General features: G+C 36.4%; 24 protein-coding genes. 7 read left to right on the top strand and 17 right to left on the bottom strand.

Going from position 1 to position 23,648, the window contains the following annotated elements; translation table 11 throughout:
- Positions 1-162 precede the first annotated feature (162 nt).
- From LKE05_RS13385 to LKE05_RS13355, 7 genes are all read right to left on the bottom strand, one after another.
- A complete protein-coding gene (locus tag LKE05_RS13385; RefSeq protein ID WP_308457161.1) occupies positions 163-525 on the bottom strand; it encodes an HNH endonuclease in 363 nt (120 codons plus the stop codon).
- A gap of 300 nt (positions 526-825) precedes the next feature.
- Entirely contained in the window at positions 826-1,233 is a 408-nt protein-coding gene (locus LKE05_RS13380) for a DUF1492 domain-containing protein (protein WP_022230293.1), read from the bottom strand.
- On the bottom strand, positions 1,230-2,588 hold the full coding sequence (locus LKE05_RS13375; protein WP_308457160.1) for a DEAD/DEAH box helicase: 1,359 nt from the start codon (positions 2,586-2,588) through the stop codon (positions 1,230-1,232). The genes LKE05_RS13380 and LKE05_RS13375 overlap by 4 nt, the downstream gene beginning before the upstream one ends.
- Positions 2,569-2,850 carry a VRR-NUC domain-containing protein gene (locus tag LKE05_RS13370; protein WP_308457159.1) on the bottom strand — a complete coding sequence of 94 codons (282 nt, stop codon included), beginning with the start codon at positions 2,848-2,850 and terminating at the stop codon, positions 2,569-2,571. The genes LKE05_RS13375 and LKE05_RS13370 overlap by 20 nt, the downstream gene beginning before the upstream one ends.
- Positions 2,851-3,079: 229 nt before the next feature.
- Entirely contained in the window at positions 3,080-5,437 is a 2,358-nt protein-coding gene (locus tag LKE05_RS13365; protein WP_308457158.1) for a virulence-associated E family protein, read from the bottom strand.
- Positions 5,434-5,643, bottom strand: a complete 210-nt coding sequence (locus LKE05_RS13360) for a hypothetical protein (protein WP_117968743.1) — start codon at positions 5,641-5,643, stop codon at positions 5,434-5,436. Before LKE05_RS13360 ends, LKE05_RS13365 begins: the two co-directional genes overlap by 4 nt.
- A gap of 39 nt (positions 5,644-5,682) precedes the next feature.
- On the bottom strand, positions 5,683-7,632 hold the full coding sequence (locus LKE05_RS13355) for a DNA polymerase (protein WP_308457157.1): 1,950 nt from the start codon (positions 7,630-7,632) through the stop codon (positions 5,683-5,685).
- A gap of 89 nt (positions 7,633-7,721) precedes the next feature.
- On the opposite strand from LKE05_RS13355, the gene LKE05_RS13350 reads away from it, so the two are divergent.
- Both LKE05_RS13350 and LKE05_RS13345 read left to right on the top strand, forming a co-directional pair.
- Positions 7,722-7,964, top strand: coding sequence for a type II toxin-antitoxin system Phd/YefM family antitoxin (locus LKE05_RS13350; RefSeq protein WP_308457156.1), 243 nt, complete (start codon positions 7,722-7,724; stop codon positions 7,962-7,964).
- Complete coding sequence (locus tag LKE05_RS13345) at positions 7,961-8,338, top strand: type II toxin-antitoxin system death-on-curing family toxin (RefSeq protein ID WP_022230300.1); 378 nt, start codon at positions 7,961-7,963, stop codon at positions 8,336-8,338. The genes LKE05_RS13350 and LKE05_RS13345 overlap by 4 nt, the downstream gene beginning before the upstream one ends.
- A gap of 47 nt (positions 8,339-8,385) precedes the next feature.
- Here LKE05_RS13345 and LKE05_RS13340 read toward each other — a convergent pair whose 3' ends face one another.
- From LKE05_RS13340 to LKE05_RS13305, 8 genes are all read right to left on the bottom strand, one after another.
- The gene (locus LKE05_RS13340) at positions 8,386-8,916 is read right to left on the bottom strand and encodes a DUF2815 family protein (protein ID WP_308457155.1); all 531 of its coding nucleotides are present in this window, start codon (positions 8,914-8,916) and stop codon (positions 8,386-8,388) included.
- Between the two features lies 1 nt (position 8,917).
- A complete protein-coding gene (locus tag LKE05_RS13335; RefSeq protein ID WP_308457154.1) occupies positions 8,918-10,057 on the bottom strand; it encodes a DUF2800 domain-containing protein in 1,140 nt (379 codons plus the stop codon).
- A gap of 1 nt (position 10,058) precedes the next feature.
- Positions 10,059-10,358: an rRNA biogenesis protein rrp5 gene (locus LKE05_RS13330; protein WP_308457153.1), complete on the bottom strand. Its 300-nt coding sequence runs from the start codon at positions 10,356-10,358 to the stop codon at positions 10,059-10,061.
- Positions 10,355-10,549: a hypothetical protein gene (locus LKE05_RS13325; protein ID WP_117968740.1), complete on the bottom strand. Its 195-nt coding sequence runs from the start codon at positions 10,547-10,549 to the stop codon at positions 10,355-10,357. Before LKE05_RS13325 ends, LKE05_RS13330 begins: the two co-directional genes overlap by 4 nt.
- Positions 10,550-10,629: 80 nt before the next feature.
- Positions 10,630-11,019: a sigma-70 family RNA polymerase sigma factor gene (locus LKE05_RS13320; protein WP_308457152.1), complete on the bottom strand. Its 390-nt coding sequence runs from the start codon at positions 11,017-11,019 to the stop codon at positions 10,630-10,632.
- A 187-nt stretch (positions 11,020-11,206) separates the two neighbouring features.
- A complete protein-coding gene (locus LKE05_RS13315) occupies positions 11,207-12,022 on the bottom strand; it encodes a DUF3825 domain-containing protein (RefSeq protein WP_308457151.1) in 816 nt (271 codons plus the stop codon).
- Positions 12,003-12,248 (bottom strand): helix-turn-helix domain-containing protein, encoded by a 246-nt coding sequence (locus tag LKE05_RS13310; protein WP_022230307.1) that lies wholly within the window; start codon positions 12,246-12,248, stop codon positions 12,003-12,005. Before LKE05_RS13310 ends, LKE05_RS13315 begins: the two co-directional genes overlap by 20 nt.
- The gene (locus LKE05_RS13305; RefSeq protein ID WP_022230308.1) at positions 12,229-12,663 is read right to left on the bottom strand and encodes a sigma factor-like helix-turn-helix DNA-binding protein; all 435 of its coding nucleotides are present in this window, start codon (positions 12,661-12,663) and stop codon (positions 12,229-12,231) included. Before LKE05_RS13305 ends, LKE05_RS13310 begins: the two co-directional genes overlap by 20 nt.
- A gap of 639 nt (positions 12,664-13,302) precedes the next feature.
- Here LKE05_RS13305 and LKE05_RS13300 point away from each other — a divergent pair.
- The 5 genes from LKE05_RS13300 to LKE05_RS13280 all read left to right on the top strand — a co-directional run bounded on the left by LKE05_RS13300 (position 13,303) and on the right by LKE05_RS13280 (position 20,461).
- Complete coding sequence (locus LKE05_RS13300) at positions 13,303-13,536, top strand: hypothetical protein (protein WP_022230309.1); 234 nt, start codon at positions 13,303-13,305, stop codon at positions 13,534-13,536.
- Positions 13,529-13,798 carry a phage holin gene (locus LKE05_RS13295; protein WP_022230310.1) on the top strand — a complete coding sequence of 90 codons (270 nt, stop codon included), beginning with the start codon at positions 13,529-13,531 and terminating at the stop codon, positions 13,796-13,798. The genes LKE05_RS13300 and LKE05_RS13295 overlap by 8 nt, the downstream gene beginning before the upstream one ends.
- Positions 13,799-13,813: 15 nt before the next feature.
- Entirely contained in the window at positions 13,814-14,512 is a 699-nt protein-coding gene (locus LKE05_RS13290) for an N-acetylmuramoyl-L-alanine amidase (protein WP_308457150.1), read from the top strand.
- Between the two features lie 71 nt (positions 14,513-14,583).
- Positions 14,584-15,738 carry a radical SAM/SPASM domain-containing protein gene (locus LKE05_RS13285; RefSeq protein WP_022230312.1) on the top strand — a complete coding sequence of 385 codons (1,155 nt, stop codon included), beginning with the start codon at positions 14,584-14,586 and terminating at the stop codon, positions 15,736-15,738.
- Positions 15,728-20,461 (top strand): FAD-dependent oxidoreductase, encoded by a 4,734-nt coding sequence (locus LKE05_RS13280; protein ID WP_308457149.1) that lies wholly within the window; start codon positions 15,728-15,730, stop codon positions 20,459-20,461. The genes LKE05_RS13285 and LKE05_RS13280 overlap by 11 nt, the downstream gene beginning before the upstream one ends.
- 89 nt (positions 20,462-20,550) lie before the next feature.
- On the opposite strand, the gene LKE05_RS13275 is transcribed toward LKE05_RS13280, so the two are convergent.
- Together LKE05_RS13275 and LKE05_RS13270 are read right to left on the bottom strand one after the other, a co-directional pair.
- Positions 20,551-22,461 carry an S-layer homology domain-containing protein gene (locus LKE05_RS13275; RefSeq protein WP_308457148.1) on the bottom strand — a complete coding sequence of 637 codons (1,911 nt, stop codon included), beginning with the start codon at positions 22,459-22,461 and terminating at the stop codon, positions 20,551-20,553.
- 19 nt (positions 22,462-22,480) lie between these two features.
- Positions 22,481-23,648 (bottom strand): hypothetical protein (locus tag LKE05_RS13270; protein ID WP_308457147.1); only part of this gene is annotated, 1,168 nt, incomplete at its 5' end.

Genomic DNA, 23,648 nt, shown 5'->3' with positions numbered 1-23,648 from the left:
CATAACAAATTGCACTGTAATATTATTATAATACCCCCCTGTGTTATTTGTCCATTTCTTAGGTACCACTATAGATTATATAGCCCCTTGGGGAGAGTGTACCCATAAAATGTCCGATTATTTGCTTGTTCAGGATTGTGATTGTAACCTTAAACAGATTATTTATTTTTTAACGTATCTGTATGTCGGTTGACTGTCCTCTTTACCCGTTTTTTTATCATGACAGCTCTTACAAAGGCTCTGCCAGTTGCTTTTATCCCAAAACAATTTATTATCACCTCTGTGCGGTTTGATATGGTCAACCACCGTAGCTTGAACGTATTTCCCGTTCCTCTTACAAATCTCGCACAGAGGATGTTCTCTAAGATATGCCTTACTTGATGTTCTCCATTTACTTCCGTATCCACGCTTTGTGGCTGAGCGAGTAACTTCAGGGTGACATGATATATGTTCCTCACAATATCTTCCGTCAGTTAAATTTGCACAGCCCGGATGTCTGCATGGTTTCTTTGGTCTATATGGCATATTCTTTCCTCCAACGAAAAAAGGACGCTCCGTATAGGAAACATCCTTCTTTGTATAACTTTTCACTTTCAAGTCTTAAATATTTATTTCTAATCTTCCCTGCAATACCGTATTATCGGAATAATATCAAGTGTATCGGAATAATACAACCTCAATTATTGGAACAATACACAAAGCCGACTGTTACATATCATCTCTCTGTTTATTCTTCTCTCGCGATTATAGCATAACACACTTTTTTACGATGTTCAAGAGTGAACTGAAGTGAACTTGCGTGAACTATAGTGTCCAATTTTCTTTTTATATGATTTTATCAAGTTCAGCCAAAGCTTTCAAGTGCATTTTATGAATATACCGTATTGTAAAATTAAGTTCCAACGCAATATATCTCCACGTTTTACGGTCGGCATATCTAAGCCACAAAATCCGTTTATATCTTTCATCTGCGATTTTATCAAGCTTTTCCCATACTTCTGCTTTAAAATCGACAAGTTCATCAATATCTCTGTCAATATCACGGTCAATATCGATTATCTTTGTCATTATATTTTCAAGCGGATTTTTATTCCGTGTATGCTGAACTGTTTCTCCGCTGTAATTCGGAGTGGTATTCATTGCAACATCACGAAGTGTCATAAGACGCTGTTGTTTTCTGTTTATCGCATTATCCATTGTTATAAGCTGACTTAAATATTCCTTTGCCGTCATTTGTATATTCCCTCCATCCTTGCTTTTATAGCCTCCATCAAAGAAGCCTGTCCCATGTCTTTATCATTTAAAGCCGTCATCACATCTTCATCAACCGTACCTTTGGTCACAATATGATGAACAACTACCGTGTTGTTCTGTCCCTGCCTATAAAGTCTTGCATTCGCCTGCTGATACAGCTCCAAACTCCACGTCAGTCCGAACCATATAATCGTGCTTCCGCCTTTCTGCAAATTCAGTCCGTGTCCGCAACTTGCCGGATGTGCCAACGCAATTTGTATTTTACCGTTATTCCAATCGCATATATCCCGTTCCGTTTTTATCTCACGGATATTAATTTTTTCTGCTATTCTGTCCTTATCGTGCTTATAGCCGTAATAAACAAGTATGCTCTTTCCGTTTGACGCCTCAATTAAATCCTCCAAAGCGTCAAGCTTACGGCTATGTATTTTCCTGACCTTCCCGTTCTCATCATAAACCGCGCCGTTGGCAAGCTGAAGGAGCTTGTTGCTAAGACTCGCCGCATTTACCGCGTCAATATCACCATCGGCAAACGGCAGAAACATTTCCTTTTCAAGTTTCCGATAAAGTTTCATCTCTTTATCGTTCATCTCAACTTCGTAAATATTGTCTATTCTTTCAGGCATTTTGATATAATCCGTTGCTTTCATCGAAATACATATATCCGATATTTTCTCATATATCCTTTTTTCTGCATTAACCAACGGCTTGTATGAATACACAATCGCACCGTTTCGTTTATCCGGTTTGAAATATTCATCACGAAAACCTGTTATATATCTTCCGAGCCTTTCTCCCATATCCAGCAGATTTATCTCAGCCCACAAATCAATCAAGCCGTTAGGTGCAGGCGTTCCGGTCAGACCTACAATTCTGTCAAACTTAGGTCTGACCTTACGCAGTGCTTTAAACCGTTTGCTTTGATGGGATTTAAACGAACTGAGTTCGTCTATCACAACCATATCAAAATCAATGTGACCGCTATTTACAAGCCACTCTACATTTTCACGGTTTATGATATAAATGTCGGCATCCGCTTTTAAGGCTTTTTCCCTTTCGTCCGCACTACCGATTGCTATTGAACATCTCAGGTATTTTAGCTGTTCCCATTTGTCACACTCCTGTTTCCATACCGACAGTCCAACTCTGAGCGGAGCTATTATAAGGACTTTTGAAATCTCAAAATAATCATACATAAGGTCACTTACAGCGGTGAGTGTTGTTATCGTCTTACCCAGACCGCATTCAAGCATAAGTGCCGAAATCGGATTGTTTATTATAAAATCAACACCGTACTTTTGATACTCATGCAAATTATCTCTGCTCAATTTCATCAAGCACACCTCCGATTTGTTCCGTACCGTCAATGCAATACACCGAAAAACCTAATGATTCTAATTGCCTTTTTCGCTTTATCTGTATGCTCCTCATTTTCCGTCCTGGTGCTTTCATCTCTGCAAATGCAATTTTTCCGAAAGGCAGCAAAATCAATCTGTCGGGCATACCGTTAAAGTTCGGCGATACAAATTTCAGTGCAAGACCTCCGTGTATTTTCACTGCATTCACAAGCATTTTTTCTATCTCCTTCTCACGCATTTTACCTCCCATACAAGTTCCGAAGTTCCTTCCGTTCCCTATATCCTACGCGCGTATATATATGTGCGTAATTTTTAATATAATAATATATAATCTATATAACTTTTTAGGTAACATCGGAACATTACCTTTAATTTATATAGGTTTTATGCCGTTTTCGAGTGTTCCGAACCAAGCTTTTTTTACGGAACTTTTCGGTTACATCGGAACACAAAACAGGTGCAGAAGTCTATACCTCTGTCCTTTCATAACCTGCTGCCGCTCCGTAAATTCCGAAACGGCTCTTTTTGCTCATCTTCTGCCAGCCCTCTATTTTTGCCATAATGGCAGATATGGCATTTGCGTCAATCCTTTTCAAATCCGCTTTCGCCTTACCGAAACATTCACACCATATTTCCATATTGCATACCTTCTGACGCTTTATTTCCCCTTTAATATTCACCTCTCCGAATTCACTTCCGTCAAGAAAATTCCGACGTTCATACAAGGACATTTCATTCCAATTTACAGGCAGCAATGTTTCAAGGTATTCACGCACCATACCCTCACGTTCGTCTGTTTCCATAGCCTCACGCTGAAGTTTCTTAGCAAGTTTCTCCGTCTGCTCATCAAGAATAAGCGGTTCGCCCCGCTTGTAATACACAAGCACCTCCGCCCAAATTTGATCTATATCATTCTGTGATAACTGCCACGGCTTTTTCTTGGAATTACCGGACACCTTAACAGGGAAAAAACGGCGGTTTCCCGTAGTATCACGCAGATACCCGTGTTCGGCATTTGTAGTTCCGATAAAAATACACTGCCTTAAATGCGGTGTTGCACGTCTTCCGAACGAGGCACGAAACACATCATTCTGCCTTGATATAAAGCCTCTGAGTGTTTCAATTTCCGTTTTCTTAAGCCCTGCAAGCTCGCCTATTTCAAGTATCCAAAATCCCTGCAGTTTTTCTGCCGCCGTTTTATCCTTTGTATCCGACAGCAGTAGAGAATCATTAAACCACTCACCGCAAAGCTTGGATATAATCGTGCTTTTCCCAATCCCCTGCGGTCCTGACAGTACAAGCATAGTGTCAAACTTTATTCCCGGCACCATTACTCTTGCTACCGCTCCGCATAGTGTTTTTCGGGTAACCGCACGGGTGTACTGATTGTCCTCTGCACCAAGGTAATCCGTTAAAAGCGTATCTGCACGTTCCTGCTTATCCCACTTCGGCAGACTGCCAAGATACTGCCGTATCGGATGGAACGAACGGTCATCAACAACTTTTGCAAGTGCCACATCATAATTCACTCTTGTGAATTTACCGTAGCCGTATGTAAGATATGTAAGCAGCTGTGCGTCATCAGCGTCCCGCCAATACTTAGACGGGTGCTGCCAAGGTACATCACCGTTAATTTCTATACAGTCCGACAGTTCGTTAAAAACTATTCCCTTTAGTTTCGAATCGTTCTGAAGTATTATCGTGAGGTTTTGTATGCTGTTTTCCACGTCACCGTGCTTATTCACCGACAAATACTTATGCCAAGATGTATCGTCATTGCCGTCAATCACAGAAAACTCCTCATACACAGCCTTTTCCTTATCCGTCAGTGTCTGTTCTTTAACTCTGCCGTCCTGCATTGCAAAGTCCGTCATTGCTTTAAATGAGGCTGATTTCTCACTGTCGGTTTCATCTTTGTCAAGATATGAAAACTTGTGTATCCGCACCAAATCAAAGCTGTTGCACAGCTTACCGCAGGCAGGGTCTGTTGCGTGATGAGAGTATGCAAACTTGTCATTATACACTATTACTCCGGCTGCGGAATCGGCGGGGATATAATCATAACGACCGTTCAGACTGCTTGGTTCATACACATCTGAAAGGAATGTGCTTATTGCGTCCTGTATCGTATATGCACGGCAAAATGCACCGACTATTCCCTGCTTTGTCAGAGGGTCTGCCTGTTTCTTCAATGCGTGTGATACAATTTTTTTCTGTCTTGACGAAACAGGATATTCAGAAGTATCATGCCAATCTTTATAACGTGCAAGCACTGCGTCCGCATCTATTTCTTCACCGTCACGGTGCTGAAATACAAACTCACCGTCAGAAGAAGTTGACGGCCAATACATAAGTCTATGCGGCTGATACGTTGTATCGTCAAACTGTTCTATGCCTATATCTGCCGCTATTCTGCGTGCAACCGCCGTATATTCATCTGCCGTAACAGGACGTGACAGAGGGATAATAAGCCTGAATCTCGGGGTTTGTGCAGTATGCTTGTGTGTGGAATATATCAGGCATTTGAAATTAAAGAACAGTTCAATCTGTTCCCAAAAGTCCTCGTCTGCGTAATCCGCATCAAGAGTGAGCAGACATCGGTTAATCACAGTATCTTTTCTCCTTAGACCGCTGCGAAGTTCACCTCCGACAAATCCGCCCACATCTTTGATATTATCCTGCTGACCTTTAGGAAGTTTACGATATTCCTGCACCGTTTCAGCCGTTCGTATTGTCTGAGAACACTTCTGAACAAATTTCTCCCACGAAAATTCTTTAATCTTCCACGCTCTTGATGTACGGCTGTTCCCGACAGATATTTTCATTGTCCCCTCCCGTTATACATGTCTATTAATCCCGTTTTTCCCTTTCGTTTTAATTGTTTCTCAACTTTTTTGCGTTCTGTCGCGGCTTTCGTCTTTGTCTTATAAAACGAACATCTTCTTCCTCCGAAATCATTATTCGTTAAGCAAATACAATAACCGTCTGCATTAGCAAAGCAGTCTTTTTTATCCAAACATCTTATTTTCATAATCGTACCCCTTTAAATTTATTTTCTTTTGCATTTTCGTTATTCCTTTTTATAATACTCACATTCAAACCCGTCAGCATTAAGCGGAAGTCCGTCTGCCCAGTCGGTTTTTATACACATCAGCCGGCACAGTTCATCAACCGAACCGTAACCGTTCGGAACTTCGCATATAATTTCATCATGAACGTGAAAAACAGTATCATATCCTGCATTTGCCGCATTTATCAGTGCATTTGCAAGCAAATCCCTTGCAGTCCCTTGTACGATATTCTCTGTCAGCTTACCTCCGAAAGTTTCAAGTCTGTCCCACTTCTTTGCGGAGTTTATCCCCATATATGTAATGCTGTCACCGCCGAACCTATTTGTACCGATTCGAGGTTTTATATATGACAGCCGCCTTCCGCTCGGCAGACGTATGAATAATATCCCCCGTTCATACGCAAATACAAGTTTTCCTAACGGAACGGTTGTTTTTTCTTTTATTGCTTTCATTGCCGCATTGCCGACTTCGTACCAAAAACGTACAATATGCGGATTGGCATTTCTCCAATCGTTAATTAAGCCCTGAAGCTCATTCTCCTGCACTCCCATCTCAACAGCACCCATATTCTTTAATGCACCGACTGAGCCCCCGTAACCGCAGGCAAGTTCGGATATTTTACCCTTTTGACGCAGTTCGCCGTTTACGCCGTGTTTCTCCACAGGCACTTTAAACATCTTGCTTGCGGACGCACAGTAAATATCACCGCCGTTTTTAAATGTATCTATTCTCCACTGCTCTCCTGCTATCCAAGCAAGCACACGAGCCTCAATAGCTGAGAAGTCTGCAACGATAAATCTATGGTTTGGTTTCGGAATGAGGATGGTTCTTATAAGCTCCGATAGGACATTCGGCACATTTCCGAACATCATGTCAAGCATCTCAAAATCTCCGTCCTTTACAATATCCCTTGCAAGTGTTAAATCCGGCAGATGGTTCTGAGGCAGGTTTTGCGGCTGCAGAATGTTACCGGACCATCTTCCCGTTCTGTTTGCACCGCAGAAACGCATCATTCCGTGTACACGGTTATCACTGCACACACTGCGTATTACAGCCTCATATTTTTTGACGGACGTTTTCGCCATAAGCAGACGGAGTTTCAGCATTTCACTGACATCTCCGTCTGTTTCATCTGCCAGACTCTTAACAGCCTTTTTTGACAGGCTTTCAATTTCCACACCATTTTCCTTGAGCCACTGTTTTAACTGTGTTACTGAATTAGGATTTTCAAGTCCCGTTATCATATATGCCTGTTCAACCGCCACTGTCGTCTGTATTGAATTAAGTTTTACTGCCTGTTCCGCCAATTCACTGTCAACTAATACCCCTCTGTCATTTATTATTTGGTCGAGAACATATAGCCGATGTTCCTCATCTCTTATAGGATACATCTTAAGTTTATCGGCAATCTGACGTTCAACGTCTACATCACGCATACAGTATTTTTTGAATGTTTCCCATTTATTTATATCGTGACACGGTCTGTTTCGGGTACGGTTTCCGTTTGATTTTGTCGGCTTGCACGGTACACAGAAATACTTAATTAACTCCTTGCCCTCCGTCATCTTCTGCCTCTCTAATCCGAGTACACTTCCGACATCGGCAAGCGACAAAGGCAGTGCCAGTTCCGCAGCCTGCACCGCTGTACAGTACCAAGACTGCGGATTAAGATATTCTCCCTCGGGAAGTTTAAGATACCTTGACAGACACACACGCTCAAATTGTGCGTTATATGCCGTTTTCACAACGGTATCTGATTTTATCGCTTGTATTATTTTCTCCGGAAGTTCTTCACCGCCTGCAATGTCAATTATATGAACATCACCGTCATCAGCAGCATATGCAAACAGTAACATCTCAAAATCAGGAGAGTCCGCATACTTATATACTCCGCACCTTATAAGGTCTACGTCAGAAAATGTTTCAATATCACAGCTTAATTTTTTCATAGCTCTCACCATTTACCATTAAATTTTAGGTTGACTTTATCCTAAAATAAGAATATAATATTTATATAAAAGAAATGGAGGTATGCAATATGAATGTTAATACCAAAACAATGGTTTCTATTTCCGAAGCCAATCAAAACTTTTCTAAAGTAGCAAGACTTGTTGACCAGTACGGTTCTGCCGTAATTCTAAAAAACAACTCACCTCGCTATCTAATTTTAGAATTCAATCAAGCTGATGAACAATTATCAGCACAAACTGATGATGTATTAGCTATATCAGAAAAATTAATTACTCGTAATAAGGCCGTATATGAGGAACTTGCAAAATGAAAATCCTTACTAAAGAACAAATTTTATTATTACATTCACAGCTTGTGAAAGAATTCGGAGGTTCACTTGATATACGCGATGATTCTCTTTTAGAATCAGCTATCAATACACCATTCCAAACATACGGTGGAGAGGAACTGTATCCGACTTTATTGGATAAAGCCTCTCGCCTATGTTTTGGACTTGTAAAAAATCATCCGTTTGTAGATGGTAATAAGCGAATCGGTACTCACGCAATGCTTGTATTTCTTGCAATAAACGGCATTGATTTAAAGTACACTGATACCGAATTGATTGAACTTATTTTATCAGTTGCGTCAGGAACTCAGTCTGATTCTGATATTCTTCAATGGCTTCAACAGCATATTATTTAAGAACATCTTACGAGGTGTTCTTTTTTTGCATACATCTCCAATTCACCTTAATTTAAGAAATCATCATCCTCGTCATATGCTTCAAAATCGTCCTCTGCTCTGGTACGTCCGCCAAGCGGTTCTCCGTCTGCAATCTTCTGTATATTGCCCAGTCCGCATGCAATTCCTTTATTTCCGTTTGTATTAAACGGATAAAGAGATATTGACACTCTTGCATAACATCCGCTGTAAACCTCATTTCTGTCTAAAATAGGCTGTACATTCTTATCCACAATCTGCGGTTTATCTTTTGAATTGCAGTTTATGAAATAGCAGTCTTTATATGCCTCATCATCCGGACGTTCAATATCACCGTCACGAAGAGGCAGTTTCAAATTCGCAGGTATTCTTCCTCCGAACTTTGCTTTGCCGTCCTGCTTTGCCTGTTCGACTGCATTTTGAATATCCTTTACCGTCTTTGTATCAGACTTTGGTATAATCAAAGAAACACTGTACTTTTCATCACTGTCGTTAATAGATGCAGGCTCCCATATATGTTCATATGACAATCTGACTTTACCCGTTACTAAATGTGCCATATCAAAATTCCTTTCTAAACTCATCCAATGTATGTACTTCTTCTCTCTTATCCGTTTCCGGTACAAGTGTCAGTCTGCCTTTCGGTTTTATGATATAGTCACCGAGCAGTTCTTTAAAAATTTTTCTGCCCATAAGCTTTTCCATATCCGTTATACCTATAAGCGTGCTTTTATATATCTGCGACATGGTATAACCGTTATTTCGGCAGACCTCTGCAATCTTGTTTTCGTCCGCATACTGTCGTTTGGAACGTCCCTCGACTATTTTAAATCCGCTCCAGCTTTTCCCTTCATTTATAGCTTTCGCCTGTGCATAAGAATATACATCTTCTGCCCATTTTGATAGGTCGTCCGCTATCGTCAGTATGTGCAATATTTCATCGTCATTAAGTTCCGCGGGTTCTTTAAACTCATATTCTGCGGTTTCAAGCATAAGTTCTGCACGTTTTCTGCATACAGCTCTTAATTTGCAGAATCGGCAATGATTTCCCGCTTTGAATTCGCCCTCGCCTTTTGCGGCAAGTTCGGCTATCGGTTTCAGTGTATTCTCCGCCCATTCCAGAAGTTCATCAACAGAAATCTCCCATTCGGAAATATTATCAAGTCTTGGCTGAACAATAGCTGTTTTCACTGTCTTAATGTCGTACAGATAACCATAAAGATTAAGTGCACCCAACGCATACAACATCATCTGCGGATTGTGCTCCGCCGATACCGTCACTCCTTTGCCGTACTTAAAATCTATAACCTGCAGTACATCATCTGCAACTATAACAAGGTCACCCGTACCGAAACCGTCCTTAACATAATTTGAAAAGTCAAGTCTTTGTTCAACCATAACTATTGTGTCGGGACATATTTTTCTTATTGTTTCGATTTTATCTGTCGCATAATACGCATAGCTGTCCGTATATCTGTCGATTTCTTCTGCATTGAAGTTTCCGATATTCGGAGGTGCAAGGTCCTTTTCACCTAAATGCCATCTGATTTTATATTCCGCCATCTCATGAGCTGCCGAACCTTCCTGTGCATATATTGTTGTTTCGTCCGGAATATCTGCTGTTGCCAGTGCCGACGGCGGACATTCAAGCCAACGATATGCCGATGATGCAGAAAGTACAGCATGATTTAACGGCGGCATATCAAGATACCTCCATCTGCTGTAAATCTGCATAAAATGAATCAAGGTCTGACTCTGCAACAGCGGTAATATTTTTTACTCCGTATTTTTCAATAAGCTGTTTTATTTCCTCACGCTTACCGTTTCTTGACAGTTTAACCGCAAGTTCACGCAGCATTTCATGTGTAACGCTCGGCTTATCAGCTTGTTTTTCCTTTGATATGCCGTCATTGCCTGCCACGGCATTTGCTATAGTTTCCAAGCTGTCCGCAAGCGAACGCATATCGCTTACGACATCAAGCAAAAGTTTCGTTCTGCTCATCCTCTCCCCTCCTTGTTCACTTCACATATCGAAAGTTTCTCTACACTGTCACCCGGAACAAGTATTGTCATCTTACACGGTATGCCAAACAAAAGACGCAGAAATTTCTCTCTTATGGATATACTGCGGAAATTCACAATACTGTCTGCTCTCGGTTTCTTTGAAACACTGATTGTTAATGTATGTTTCATAGTTAAACGTCCTTTCCGAAAGGCTGATTTTTTAATACCCTTCACTATACGGACACAAAAAGACTGAAATATAAGGTTTTTTATAAAAACTTTTTCAGCTTTTTATAAATTGTTTTTAACTGCTGTGATACTGCCGACTGACTTATCCCCATATGTTTCGCACAATCACTTACAGACATTCCGTCAAAATATACAGCCTGTATAAGGGACTTCTGCTTATCCGAAAGATATTTTATCGCTTCTGTTAATCTTCCGAACTTACTGTCTGTTTCAAAAATCGCCGTAAGATTTTTGTCCTCCGACGCATAAACAATTCCTTCATATACACACGCATCAAGCGAATAGTGCCTGCGTCTTTCCTTCTTATCATTATTCCTCTCCAGTCTGTCCAGTTCCACAAGAATACTCGCCCATTCATTAGGAACATCAACTTCCACATCTCCGTCCGCAAACTCATATTTAATTTTCATAAAAGTGCCGCCTTTCCGCAAGAAAAACGGCACTCTAACAAGCCGAAAAAACTCGCATTTTTTTTAACGCAAGCCATTCGGCTCTGAATTAAGTTTTCATATAAAAGTCTCCTTTTTATTGATAATAAAAAAAGGCTTGGTAAACAGTTCAGAAAAAGAACTGTTTACCAAGCATTCTGTTTTTTAATTATTTTATAAGCTCCAAAAGCCATGGTGCTGATGGTTTGGCTATTGCCCGAGCATTGAGATATGCCATTTCAAGAGTCAGACAAGTGTTTCCTAAATAGTATCCGTCCATAACTGTCAGTGTCATTGCCAAATCCGGCTTATTCATTTTAGTAAGATATATCGGAAGTAAATATTGCACTCTCCCCATATATCCCTGTGCAGAAATAAGTCCCGGTTCTATAACTGCTTTTCGCCTTGCAAGTTCCACCGCAGTTTCCAACAGCAACGGCAAATTTTTAGCCTTTCTTATTTTTGCGGGAATTCTATTTAGATTTTCTTCATCACCCAAAATATGCTCAACATTTACCCTTATTGACCATTCGGGATTAAAATTCAAACCTTGCTGTGTCATATGATACACCGGTCGTTCAGGCAACGGCTCTATATATTTAAGCCATGGTGACATTTCATCACAAAAGCCTTTAAAATACCATTCAAGCATAGAATCCTGCTTTTTATTTCTGAAAAAGCAGCCATATATGCCTTTATAGCTCGGGGTGTATAATCCTGTATGAAAGCAGGCACATTCATTCTCAATGTAAAAATATTTTAATGCTTTATTATCTTCTTGTTCTGAGTTGAATTCAATAGCCTGTTTACGAAAAATTGTATGTATATATCGTTCCAATATCGGTGTTTCTGCATTCTTTGTTTCAACTGCCGGTTTCTTGAACTGCCATGCCTCCGGCAATGCCATACATTTTAAATCATGAAGATGCCTGTACCAATCGGGTACATAAGCAAACTCAAATAAGTCACTTTGTATTGTTATCATTTTTTATCACCTTACATTTCAAAAGTTCTTCAAGATACCTCATCTGTATCTCTGCTTTAAAATCTTCGTCTACATATCTTATCAAATTTCCAAACCTATCTTTTTTAGTAACCATTGAAACTTTATTTATATATCTCTCATAGCGTTTCAACATTAATATCTGTGCATCACAATCCCCGTTGATAGCTTTTTCTGCAGTTCGATTCTTAAGGTCCACGAATATCACACTCCAATCTCCTTTCTTTATAATTTTTTATTAGCTTAAAAGCTTTGTTTTTCCAATTTGTAATAGTTTTCTCTGAAACGTTTAATATCTTTGCAATATCTCTTCTTGATAATAAATACCAATATTTTAATATCAACACTTCTTTTAATTTATCATCAAGAAATAACATAGCTTCATACAACCATTCATTCTTAACATTGCAACAATGTCCGCTGTTATCAGAAATAACATATTCACTTGGATATATATCTTGTTCTCCTACTAAATCTGTATCAAACTCAACAAAATCAAAACTTCTTTTCTTTGCGCTCATTCTGCGACGTATATCAACTGATGCAGTATATATAACATTCATACTATACTTATCAATCATATCCCATTGTTCTATTTCACCATCATATGAGGAATTAAGCATAACTTTTCCACCCCTCTATATGTAATTTTGAAAATGAACTTTTTTGCTCCTCATTAATAATAAATCGCAAAAAGCAGTGAAAAAAGGAACCTAATTCACAAAAAAATCTTTTTTTGTCTAAATATCACAATATATATATATTGTTTATACAATTATTTTAATATTAATAAAAAACAAACTGGATTTATCATCAAATATTTTGATGAACCCAGCTTATTTATTTTATGGCAATAAATGATTATCTGAATATAACTATTTTATCATAAGCAAATGTTCTTGAAAATAGCTATCATAATATTCTGACAAGATTCTGATTCACTATTTATACACTCAATCCTCAACATTTAAACTAAGCTTTCATAATATACTTTTTTCTTATGTGAAAAATTAATATAACACATCGTATATTTAACAAAAAGTATTATAACAGTTTACATTTATATATTTCTATCTATCTATAATTATTAGATATACATATAACAAATAATTTACATATAAAAGATACAACATTCTATATGCAAAAAAATATTGTTTTTAGGAGGTGAACTATAGAATTATATGTATTCAATCTATTATCTTATATAGATAATAAGATATTTTTTTAGGATTATAAAAATATTATATGCGAGAGGAGTAAATATGAAAATTATAGACAGTACAATTATTGTAGCTTTAATTTCAATGGCTGGAACAATCATTGGTTCTATGATAGGTGTTATGAAATCAAATGACAAAACACTATACAGAATTGAACAATTAGAAAAAAAAGTTGAAGCTCACAATAATCTTGTTGAACGAATGACAATTGTTGAACAAGAAGAAAAATCCAATGAACAACGAATCCAAAGATTGGAGTGTGAAAAATATGATTAATTGGAAAATAAGATTTAAAAATCCTGTGTTCTATATTCAGCTAATAGTTTCAATAATCTCATCTATTTTTGCCTATATGGGAATAACAGCCTCTGAAATAACGTCATGGTATAAACTATTTGAGATTATTCGTCAAGCTTTTTCAAACCCATATATAATTTTTATTATGGTTATAAGTATTTATAATTTTTTAATTGATCCTACAACAAAAGGTATAAGTGACAGCAAAAAAGCTATGACATATGATGAACCTAACATATAAAAAGGAGAATTGAGGATGAACGTTTTATTAATTGCAGGTCACGGAAATGGTGACAGCGGTGCTGTCGGCAATGGTTATGAAGAAGCTGAGTTGACCAGAGAATTTGCTGTATTGCTAAAAGAAAATTTAAAATCTTTTTGCAATGTAACATTGGCAGATACTAATCGTAATTGGTTTGAATTCTTAGGTTCTAATAATTATGATTTTTCAAAATATAACTACGTTTTGGAAATTCATTTTAATTCAGGAGGTGGCTCTGGAAGTGAAATATTTGTTACCACAGCTGAAAGTGGAATAACTGTTGAAAACGAAATTCTAAAAAACTTATGTAATTGCGTTAAATATCACAACAGAGGTGTCAAAAGAAAAGATTTCCGTGTTATTTCAAAAATAAAATCTCAGGGAGTTTGTTCAGCATTGCTTGAGGTATGTTTCATAGATAACAGCAATGATATTGAAATATATCAAAAAAACAAAAATAAGCTTGCTACTGCAGTTGCAAAAGGAATTGCAACTGGATTCAATTTAAAATATATTTCGGATAAAAATAGCCCCCATAGTACAGATGTTTCTGAAAAAGCAAAAGATGCTATAGATTGGTGCTCTAAATACAATATATTGCCTCCAGATATTATATCAGACATGGATGATCAAAAAATATTATTATGCATTGGTCTATATAACACAGTTAAATTTTTAGCAGAACATATTTAATTTTATGTTCTGCAATTTAACAAAAAATATCTTAAATTATATATTATACAAAATTAAAGGGAGAATTTATTATGATAAATAAAAATGATCTTATTTCTATTATAGTAAAACCTACTAATGCCTGTAATCTACGTTGCAAACACTGTTATCACGCTGGAACAGGTTATGATAATGAACAAATGTCAGACAAAATGCTAGAGAAATTAATTTCTTCAAGCGTGCCGCATTTTTCAGGTATACACTATATCTGGCATGGTGGTGAACCTTTAAGTATGCCTCTGACATTTTATAAACGTGCTCTAGAATTAGAACAAAAATATAAACATAACCCTAACCAAAATATTAAAAATAGCATGCAGTCTAACGGAACTTATGTCACTGAAGATGTTGCAAAATTTATTGCAGATAATAACATTTTAATTGGATTTTCATTTGAAGGTCCATACAATGACTTTTTGCGAAGTCATACAAATATGACCTTAAAAGGATATGAAAATTTAAAAAAATATAACATTATCCCTGGTACTATAGCTGTTGTAGGTAAGCATAATATTAATAACTTAATTGATGTTTATGAATATTTCCGCAATAAGAATCAGCCTTTAAAACTTAATACAATATTTGCATCTGGATCTGCTAAAGAAAACGAGGATATTTTATTAACAGATCCAGAATATTATGCAGAAAAAATATGTGAATTATTTGATTTATGGCTATTTGATACTACTACCGGAATCAGTATAAGTCCCTTCTATAGTTATGCACAATCTGTTATATCTGGCAAACCAAAATACTGTACACACAGTAGTTGTCTAAAACATTGGTTAAGTGTACATTCAAACGGTGACATATATCCCTGCGGAAGATATTATCCTGAAGAGTATCGTCTTGGAAATATAATGGACTTTAATGATCTACATGATGTTTTTGAAACAAAAATTTATAAAAATATTATAAATAAAAGTGCCATACGCAAGCAGAAATGTAGAGAACAATGTAACGTATATCATCTTTGTAATGGCGGATGTTTAAATGAATCTATTCTTGCTGGCGGAATAGAAAATATTCCTGAATTTTCTTGTACAGCTTTTAGTATAATCATCAGTCATATCAAAACACGAATGCAGGAAGCAATATCCAGAGGAATAGAATTTGAAAATATATATAACAAATATATAAGAAATATTATAAAAAAAAGATTGGAGATGAATAAAAATGTCAAATAATTTTAACGAATATAATTGTTGGGACGAATGGGATGAAGTGGACTATGGTGATACATGGGACGAATACGATAACTATACGGAATGGGACGAAGATGACAGTCCTGATCATAGTGACTGTTATGGATACGGAGTATATTCTGAATGCAGGGTAGAAGACAGCTATGATGATTCTGATATTCCCCCTTATGTTCCAGGCAAGCAACGCCTTCTTGATATTGCCACAAGTCATTTTCAAGTTGATAATTATATATTTACATATGTTATTTTTGACAAGTCAACTAATGTTATGATTGCTGTTACTAATCAGGAAGAAGCTTTTGCTAAAGTAACCCCTGTCTCAGCTGTAGAAGAAATTAACGGTGAATATTACGTAGATTCTGCTGCAAGTGTAACTTTCACAGAAATGGAAAGAAGTATTGATCGCCTAAGAAAAAAATACTCTGCTGCGGCCGAAGAAGATATACAGTTTATCTCGGAAAACAAAGGTACAAGAGTTATATACAAAGGTGTTTATTCATTTACTTATGCTAATCAAGTTATATGTAATTCTATGGCATATGCACCTTTAGGAGCTACTGAATATCGTCATGACTATATCAAAGTTCAGGATTTAATTGAAGAAGAAACAGGCGCTGGATATACAGTTGACTATAACCCACAAACAAAAGAGACCTTTGCTCGTTCAAAACAAGGTGATTTATATTATGTTTCTGTTGCACAGGATGCTGTTTTCTGCGATGATGAACGATATGTATACTCATCATTTGATGTTCAAATCCAGAAACTTTGCACTGTATCAGAGTGGATTATGATTCACTATAATGTCGCTCAGGCAGATATTTCTGTTTACAGTGACAGAATAGTCTTTACCGAAGAAGGCGGTAAAACATACAAAATTCTAGTAAATGATTTGCCTGATTATATTGTTTATGATTATGATAATTATATTCCTGCAGATGCAACTATTGAAGCTGTTCTTGATTATAAAGATGTACAAGGTGTACCTAAAAACTACTATAGGGTAATTGCACAAATCAAAAGTCTGACAGGCTTAGACGCCACACAGGATGAAAATAATTTCATTATTCTCTGTGGAAAAAGTTTTTATATACCAAATGCTGTTCGCTTTAATGGTTGGATATATGCAGAACGAAAAGATGTTATTTCAGCACTTGAATCTAATTTTGTAGATATAGATAACTATTTCCGCAGTTGTGGATTTTACTATGGAACTGATGATAATGGACACTCATATTCAGCTTCACAGTATAAAGCAAAATCTATGTGGCTTCTAAGTAAACAACTTAATATAACTAACAGAATCCGCGTAAATGATACTTCAGGCGGTAATTATTTTAACCTTACAACTAGTACAAAAAATATTGAAGAAGCAGTCGAATCAGTTTTTGGAAAATCAGCCAGCTATCTCGGAGCAATAGCAATCGAAAGCAATACTGTAAAATCATATATCGAAGACAAGCTATATATCCGAAAAGAACGCCTGTCATCAAACAGCACAAATCTTTTTATAAACGGCAAACCCTATGCCATTTCAACACTGCAGACAAGCTTTAATTCTAGTACTTATTATGATAAGACTAAATTATTATCCGCAGTAAAAAATCTTACACCTACAATATCAATCACAAAAGTTGAAACTATACTTAACAACGGAGAAAATTATGCTTACATTGCAGGAAACCAAGCAAAAATTACATTTACTACGTCCTGCCTTGACCATGTTGCTATTGGAGTTCAGACAGATTCAGAAACAAAGTGGTTTCATAATACTGCGCCGTCAAGTTCTATGAGTATGACTGTAAATCTTTATAAGGAAGGAAAATGTACATTAAAAGTACGTGGCAGAACCACAATAGATCCGGCTGATGTAGGGCTGACGTCTATTCCTCATTCTAAGGACTGTGAGCAAACCCAAGTTATCACCGTTCTTCATTCAATTCCTAATAATATGGTATATATTATACCATACGCACAGAAGCAAGGATGTACGGTGACTGATAACAATTCCAATGTTGTTGTAAAATATCAACACAGATTTTATTCTAATCCTGAAACTTGTACATACTATAAATCTCTATCCGGAGAGCAAGCATATAAAAGACAGGTATCGTATACTGCTTCCGGTCTTTATATGAACAAAGAAACATTCCGCATGGATATGGATTTGGACATTATTAATGATTCTCACAATGACCGTGACTGGTATCTTGAAAAACGTATATGGCGTCTATGGTCACAAGGGAAAGTAGCAAGTTTCAGCAGAGAACAAATAGATGCTAACGGGAAAAAATACTTTAATGTAACTATGAACGGTATAACACGCACTATATATAAAGAACCTGCTGACAATGCTTTTTATGCACCACTATACAAAAATACCACTCGTTCCACAATAAGATTAGTAAATAACCACCTTGTTATGCCTGAAAGTCTTATGTATCTCTTATTTTCTGATTTAAGCGATATTGAAACATATATATTAAATCACTACAAAATAACCAATCCGTCAGAAAATTTAAAAGGCCAATTAAATGCAATGACTTTGTATGATAAAAAACTTAATATTGATTGTATCACTCTTGACAAAAAAGGAGATGAAGTACAATTGATGGCAACTGAAGATAATACATCATACATAAACCATGCAACTGTCAATGATATCAATTCTGGAATGATTGAATATCGCAATCGCGAGCTTAAGAATGTATTCGATAACCTCAGTAAAAAACGTCAGGAATTATTCCACTATAATCCTGTTACAAATACAGTTGATTTTGATGGATTTGAAGTAGATATACCAACATTAACTTTATATCCTATCAATAAAAGCAACCCGACACAAGACGATTACAAATCATATTTATTTGCCAGTGAATCTGATATCCAAAAAATCGATACATATAGAAGAATTGTAGTTTATGGTGCAGGAATGGGCGGTGTATGTGCAGCATATAAAGCCGCACAATATGCATGGTCACTCGAAGGATTTGATAATTTTGAAATTATGCTTATCAATCCTGTACCTGTACCTAAACTAGGAGGTATCGGTACTGTTGGAGGACAAAATCTATGGGATACAAGAGCATGGCATTCAAAATTTCCATATCGTGGTAGTCTTGCCAACGTTATGAGTTTTGATAATTCTAAGGGACAAATAACAGAAGATAGGTATGGTACAGATGATAAAGCACAATCACTAAGAGAGCTTCTAACTCCTTACAATGTAAAAATATATGATCAGTATGATATCGCAGTTAATCAATTAGATGTTCCAGTTCCTGTAAAACAGGATGAAAACGGGAACATAATGTCACTAACCATAAAAAGAATTTCACGTAATGATCATGGCGTTATTCAATATTATGGTGAATCCCAAACAATTAATGGAGACATATTTATTGATGCATCCGAAGATGGAAAACTTACAAAACTAACAGCACATGATAGTAATGGTAATCCAGCATATACAAGAGGACGTTATGATTATCCTGCTGATATATTAGAGCCTGTTGAGGGGGCAGAAGATAAAGCTAAAATGCCAGCTGTAACATTGATGTTTAAAATTGCTGCAACGAAAATAGTTCCCGTAGAGTATGAAGATCCAGGACCGAATGGACACTGTGAAAGAAAGTTTTCTGATAACACAAATTCTATTTGTACACTCTTTAACTGCGGTAATGGTATGTTTGAAGGTGATAAATATAGTCCTTTCTATATCCATCCTGAAACTAATGTTAATATTGATAATAAGATGAAAAAATTTAATAATACTCTCGCAAATACTCGACTAATGATAAAACCAACTAATTCTGTGTGGGATGGAGGAACTCAAACAATCGCTGGTAAATATGATTGGTGGATGAATTCTCTCATTATTTTTGGTGTGGATGGTTCATTGCATAATAGAGATAATAGTAACTATGAAGAAGTAAACGATGAAGATTTACTATCAGATGAAATTTTGTGTGACGCCAGTCATATTTTGTCATCTGACGATGCTTGGAGATTAGCAAGAGCTTTTCTAAACAGAGAGAAGGCAAAAGCTGATGCTGGTCAGGAAAGTTTATTGGATGTTTACAAATCACTAGGTTATATAGATGCTGAGTTCGTTACAGATGAAAAAGGAGTTGTCACTGGTGATATCCTTTATGTTCGTGAGACTATTCATGCTGTTAAAGATGTAGAAAAAATAGCTAACGGCACTGAAAACACTAACTACGAAGTTACTATGCGTCATTGTCACTATTCTTACCTTGACGATGAAGAATATAATACAAATAAGAACCAGTCTATAGGTTTGATATATTATAATTCAGATATACATCCTTTTATGCAATCTAATTATATAGACAATGACAATTATATATCAGGATATCAAAGCTATCGGCATATACGAAAAGATATGGGGGAAGAACTAGCAGATGGTTCACCAATTGATCCAGCTTATATACCATACTCAGCACTTACTACAAAATATGTACCTAATATGCTAATACCTGGATATGCAGTTAATGCTTCATCATTTGCATGGTCGGAAATACGAGTATTACCAAACCTGTGTGTTCTCGGTGATGCAGCAGGTATTGCAGCTGTAACTTGTCTATTAAGTGGTGATTCAGCATATGGACTAAAGGATATTAATGGAGTACGAGAAGTTCTAAAAAAATATTATGCTATTTTAGATACAGATGAATTAAATTAATAAAAATTCAATCCAACACAAGCACAAAAGCGGTTCAATTGAACCGCTTTTTGTATAATAAAAAATCACAGACAATAAACACTATAATTCTATTTCATATATTTCTCAACATTTATGTAATTAGGTCTTGCTACAAGTTCGCCTGTTTTAAGATCATACACATCTGTACAAACTTTCTCACCACTCCAATACTGATCATTAGGTTCAACACGTTCTGTTGTATAGCAAGCTCTGCCATCATATTCAATTAAATAAATTTTCCACGATGACTCTACAATAATTTTTCCGTCAGGATTATACAAAAAATATCTGTCCCTATATTCCTCACCATCGCCGTAATATGTATACACCGGTGTATATCCGCTAAATTCTTTTTCTTTCCAAAATGTATATAATGAATACGGAGAACATTTTAACATATTATATCCGTGAACAGTATAGCTGCCATTAGGCGAAAAACATTCACTTTCTATATTTTTCGCAAGATACTCATGCACATATTTATCAACCGTATTATATTTGTCCTTGTCCCATTCCAATGTTGTGATATATTGATTTTTCTTTGCGTCAGACACTTGTATTGAATCACCTTTAATCTCACCTATACATAAATCGCCCTCATAAATCATAGTAAAAATTTCTGTATTGCTCTTGTACACCGGTATTCCATCAACATTAAAAACAGCGTAATTATTTCCATTCCAATCAGGCACAGATAATTTAACAGGAGTATATCCTTTCAAAGTGTCAGCTACAATATACGAAATCGGTTCTCGTACCGCCTGTGAATTACCATATTCTTTATATGTATATGGATATTTTGCAAGTAGATTTTCACCCGGCACCCAATATTCAGCTGAATCGGTATCTACTTTTTCAAAATCAATTCTTATTTGTCTGTTATTGCAAGGATATGCACTTGTATCAAGAGAACCTCCTCCGTTCTTCGAATCATAAGAGGATGATGCTATTTCTTCTCCGTCATAGCTATAAACTTTCATACCTTCTACACTAAATGCGCCTTCGCCACCATACTCACTATGTTTTATCACCCTATAATAATCATCGGCAAAATCGACGGTGTCTTTCTTATTCGACTGTAAAAGCACAGCATTCAATTTATAAACAATCTCACCCGTTTCCGCACTGTATATATCAGAACACTTGTTATATCCTGCGGAAACATTGCTTTTATTATTATGAATATAATAATACCATTTCCCGCTTTTTTCAAAGAATATAAATGACCTTTCATTGTCCAAAGTATTATCCTCCGGACCATCATATGTAAATATGGTTTTACCGTCTTTTTTTATCCATTGCTTATTCTTACCGTTAAAAATTGATAAATCACCGTCAATTTTTACTTCGTACACATTGCTTGCATAATCACTCACGTCAAGGTTAAACAGCTTTAGCATTGTTACCGCTGACTGTTCCATTGTGTAATTTGATTTTGGTGAAAAATTGTTATCTCCAACTCCTCGCATTATTCCGAGTGAGTCCATTTTACGCACAGATTCTTTTGCCCAATCCGAAACTGTATCATAATCAGAAAAAACAGTATCAAATAGAGTAATATCCTCTTTTACGTCCATAAATTCCGCTGTATTCGTCAGTATTACTGCCGCCTCCTCACGCGTAATATCGTCATTCGGTGCAAATTTCGTTTCAGAACGTCCGTTTATTATTCCCGAATTTGCAAGAAAAGCCACTTCGTTATCATCTGTATCAGCAAACGAACTCTTAACGTTATTATCACTAATCAGTGATTTTTGTTCAAGCATTTTATATGCCAAATGACAAAAATCAATACGCGATATATTAGCGGTTAAATCTCTGTCCGAAAAGAAGTTCGGCAATAACCCCGCTTCATCTGCACTTATCAAACTTTCCTCTGCCCATTGTGAATGATTTTCACTTACTTCTGCTGACACACCTATTCCCGCCGCCAAAATCATTGACACACATAACACACCTAAAACAAACTTCTTTTTCATTTTCTTCTCCCCCATTTTTCTATTTCATATAGTTCGTTACATCTTTTATATGTTCAGGCACTTCTACAAGTTCACCTGTTTTAAGATCATACACATCAATATAAAATTGATCGTGTCCTCCCGATTCTGTTTCTACCCACTCCTGCTTTGTGATTGTATAACAAGGTTTTCCATCATATGAAATCAGATAAATTTTTCTATCCGATTCTGCTATAACTTCACCATCTGGATTATATAAATAATACTTACACTCATTAGGGCCTAAATACAGATACACCGGTGTATATCCGTTGAATTCTTCACTTTTCCAAAAATCATATTTAGTGTATGGATAAGAGTATAATGTATTATATCCCTTAACCCTATAATTGCCTTTTGGTGAAACACAGTCACTTTCTATATTTTTTTGAAGATATTCATACATATACTTGTATACTGTATCATATTCATTTGTATCCCATTCTATTGAACCAATAAACTCTTTTGTTTTGGGATTATAAATCTGTACAGAATTGTCGTGATTTTCACCAATACATATGCTATCATCATATATCAGTGTAAATAACTCTTTATCACTTTTGTATATTATATCCCCTTTCTCATTAAAAACAGCATAATTATTTCCTTCTGAATCAGGCAATGACAGCTTAACAGGTGTATATCCTTTTACTGCATTTGTCTTACTATACAAAATACGCTCAATATCATTTCCATATCCACCATACTTGTACGGATATTTATCTAATAAAATTTCACCGGGAACAAAATATTTGTCTGACGGTGACTCTGCCTTTTCAAAATCTACTCTTATCTGTCTGTTATTACACGGATATTCATCCTTATCAAGAAAATCGCCACCTAAGTATGAGCTGTAATAAGAAGAAGCAAGCTTTTCGCCTTCATAGCTATAAAGCTCCATATTAGTTATATAAGAAACGGGTTCAGCTCCGGCGTAACCGTATGTTGTTACCATATAATAATCATCTGCAAAGTCAATATGGTCGGTTCTTCCTTGTTTGTTATTTAGTGTATCAACCATCAGTTTATAGTCTTTATTTCCTGTTTCGGCATTGTATATACCTGTGCATTTATTATTTTTGCTGTAATTTTCACTTTTGTTGTTATGAATATAAAAATACCATTTCCCGCTTTTTTCAAAGAACACAAACGACCTCTCATCATCAGCA

The organism is Hominilimicola fabiformis, assembly GCF_020687385.1.
In the GTDB taxonomy this organism is placed as follows: domain Bacteria; phylum Bacillota; class Clostridia; order UBA1381; family UBA1381; genus Hominilimicola; species Hominilimicola fabiformis.
This window is presented reverse-complemented; position numbering and strand designations above follow the sequence as displayed.

Excerpts from the sequence above, each read along its gene's own strand:
- LKE05_RS13365 (WP_308457158.1), bottom strand. The coding sequence starts at position 5,437 with ATGAAAATATCTGTCGGGAACAGCCGTACATCAAGAGCGTGGAAGATT.
- LKE05_RS13280 (WP_308457149.1), top strand. The coding sequence starts at position 15,728 with ATGTCAAATAATTTTAACGAATATAATTGTTGGGACGAATGGGATGAA.
- LKE05_RS13275 (WP_308457148.1), bottom strand. The coding sequence starts at position 22,461 with ATGAAAAAGAAGTTTGTTTTAGGTGTGTTATGTGTGTCAATGATTTTG.
- LKE05_RS13380 (WP_022230293.1), bottom strand. The coding sequence starts at position 1,233 with ATGACGGCAAAGGAATATTTAAGTCAGCTTATAACAATGGATAATGCG.
- LKE05_RS13385 (WP_308457161.1), bottom strand. The coding sequence starts at position 525 with ATGCCATATAGACCAAAGAAACCATGCAGACATCCGGGCTGTGCAAAT.
- LKE05_RS13370 (WP_308457159.1), bottom strand. The coding sequence starts at position 2,850 with ATGCGTGAGAAGGAGATAGAAAAAATGCTTGTGAATGCAGTGAAAATA.
- LKE05_RS13290 (WP_308457150.1), top strand. The coding sequence starts at position 13,814 with ATGAACGTTTTATTAATTGCAGGTCACGGAAATGGTGACAGCGGTGCT.
- LKE05_RS13325 (WP_117968740.1), bottom strand. The coding sequence starts at position 10,549 with ATGAAACATACATTAACAATCAGTGTTTCAAAGAAACCGAGAGCAGAC.
- LKE05_RS13285 (WP_022230312.1), top strand. The coding sequence starts at position 14,584 with ATGATAAATAAAAATGATCTTATTTCTATTATAGTAAAACCTACTAAT.
- LKE05_RS13315 (WP_308457151.1), bottom strand. The coding sequence starts at position 12,022 with ATGATAACAATACAAAGTGACTTATTTGAGTTTGCTTATGTACCCGAT.
- LKE05_RS13300 (WP_022230309.1), top strand. The coding sequence starts at position 13,303 with ATGAAAATTATAGACAGTACAATTATTGTAGCTTTAATTTCAATGGCT.
- LKE05_RS13360 (WP_117968743.1), bottom strand. The coding sequence starts at position 5,643 with ATGAAAATAAGATGTTTGGATAAAAAAGACTGCTTTGCTAATGCAGAC.
- LKE05_RS13375 (WP_308457160.1), bottom strand. The coding sequence starts at position 2,588 with ATGAAATTGAGCAGAGATAATTTGCATGAGTATCAAAAGTACGGTGTT.
- LKE05_RS13350 (WP_308457156.1), top strand. The coding sequence starts at position 7,722 with ATGAATGTTAATACCAAAACAATGGTTTCTATTTCCGAAGCCAATCAA.
- LKE05_RS13335 (WP_308457154.1), bottom strand. The coding sequence starts at position 10,057 with ATGCCGCCGTTAAATCATGCTGTACTTTCTGCATCATCGGCATATCGT.
- LKE05_RS13330 (WP_308457153.1), bottom strand. The coding sequence starts at position 10,358 with ATGAGCAGAACGAAACTTTTGCTTGATGTCGTAAGCGATATGCGTTCG.
- LKE05_RS13305 (WP_022230308.1), bottom strand. The coding sequence starts at position 12,663 with ATGCTTAATTCCTCATATGATGGTGAAATAGAACAATGGGATATGATT.
- LKE05_RS13320 (WP_308457152.1), bottom strand. The coding sequence starts at position 11,019 with ATGAAAATTAAATATGAGTTTGCGGACGGAGATGTGGAAGTTGATGTT.
- LKE05_RS13340 (WP_308457155.1), bottom strand. The coding sequence starts at position 8,916 with ATGGCACATTTAGTAACGGGTAAAGTCAGATTGTCATATGAACATATA.
- LKE05_RS13355 (WP_308457157.1), bottom strand. The coding sequence starts at position 7,632 with ATGAAAAAATTAAGCTGTGATATTGAAACATTTTCTGACGTAGACCTT.
- LKE05_RS13345 (WP_022230300.1), top strand. The coding sequence starts at position 7,961 with ATGAAAATCCTTACTAAAGAACAAATTTTATTATTACATTCACAGCTT.
- LKE05_RS13295 (WP_022230310.1), top strand. The coding sequence starts at position 13,529 with ATGATTAATTGGAAAATAAGATTTAAAAATCCTGTGTTCTATATTCAG.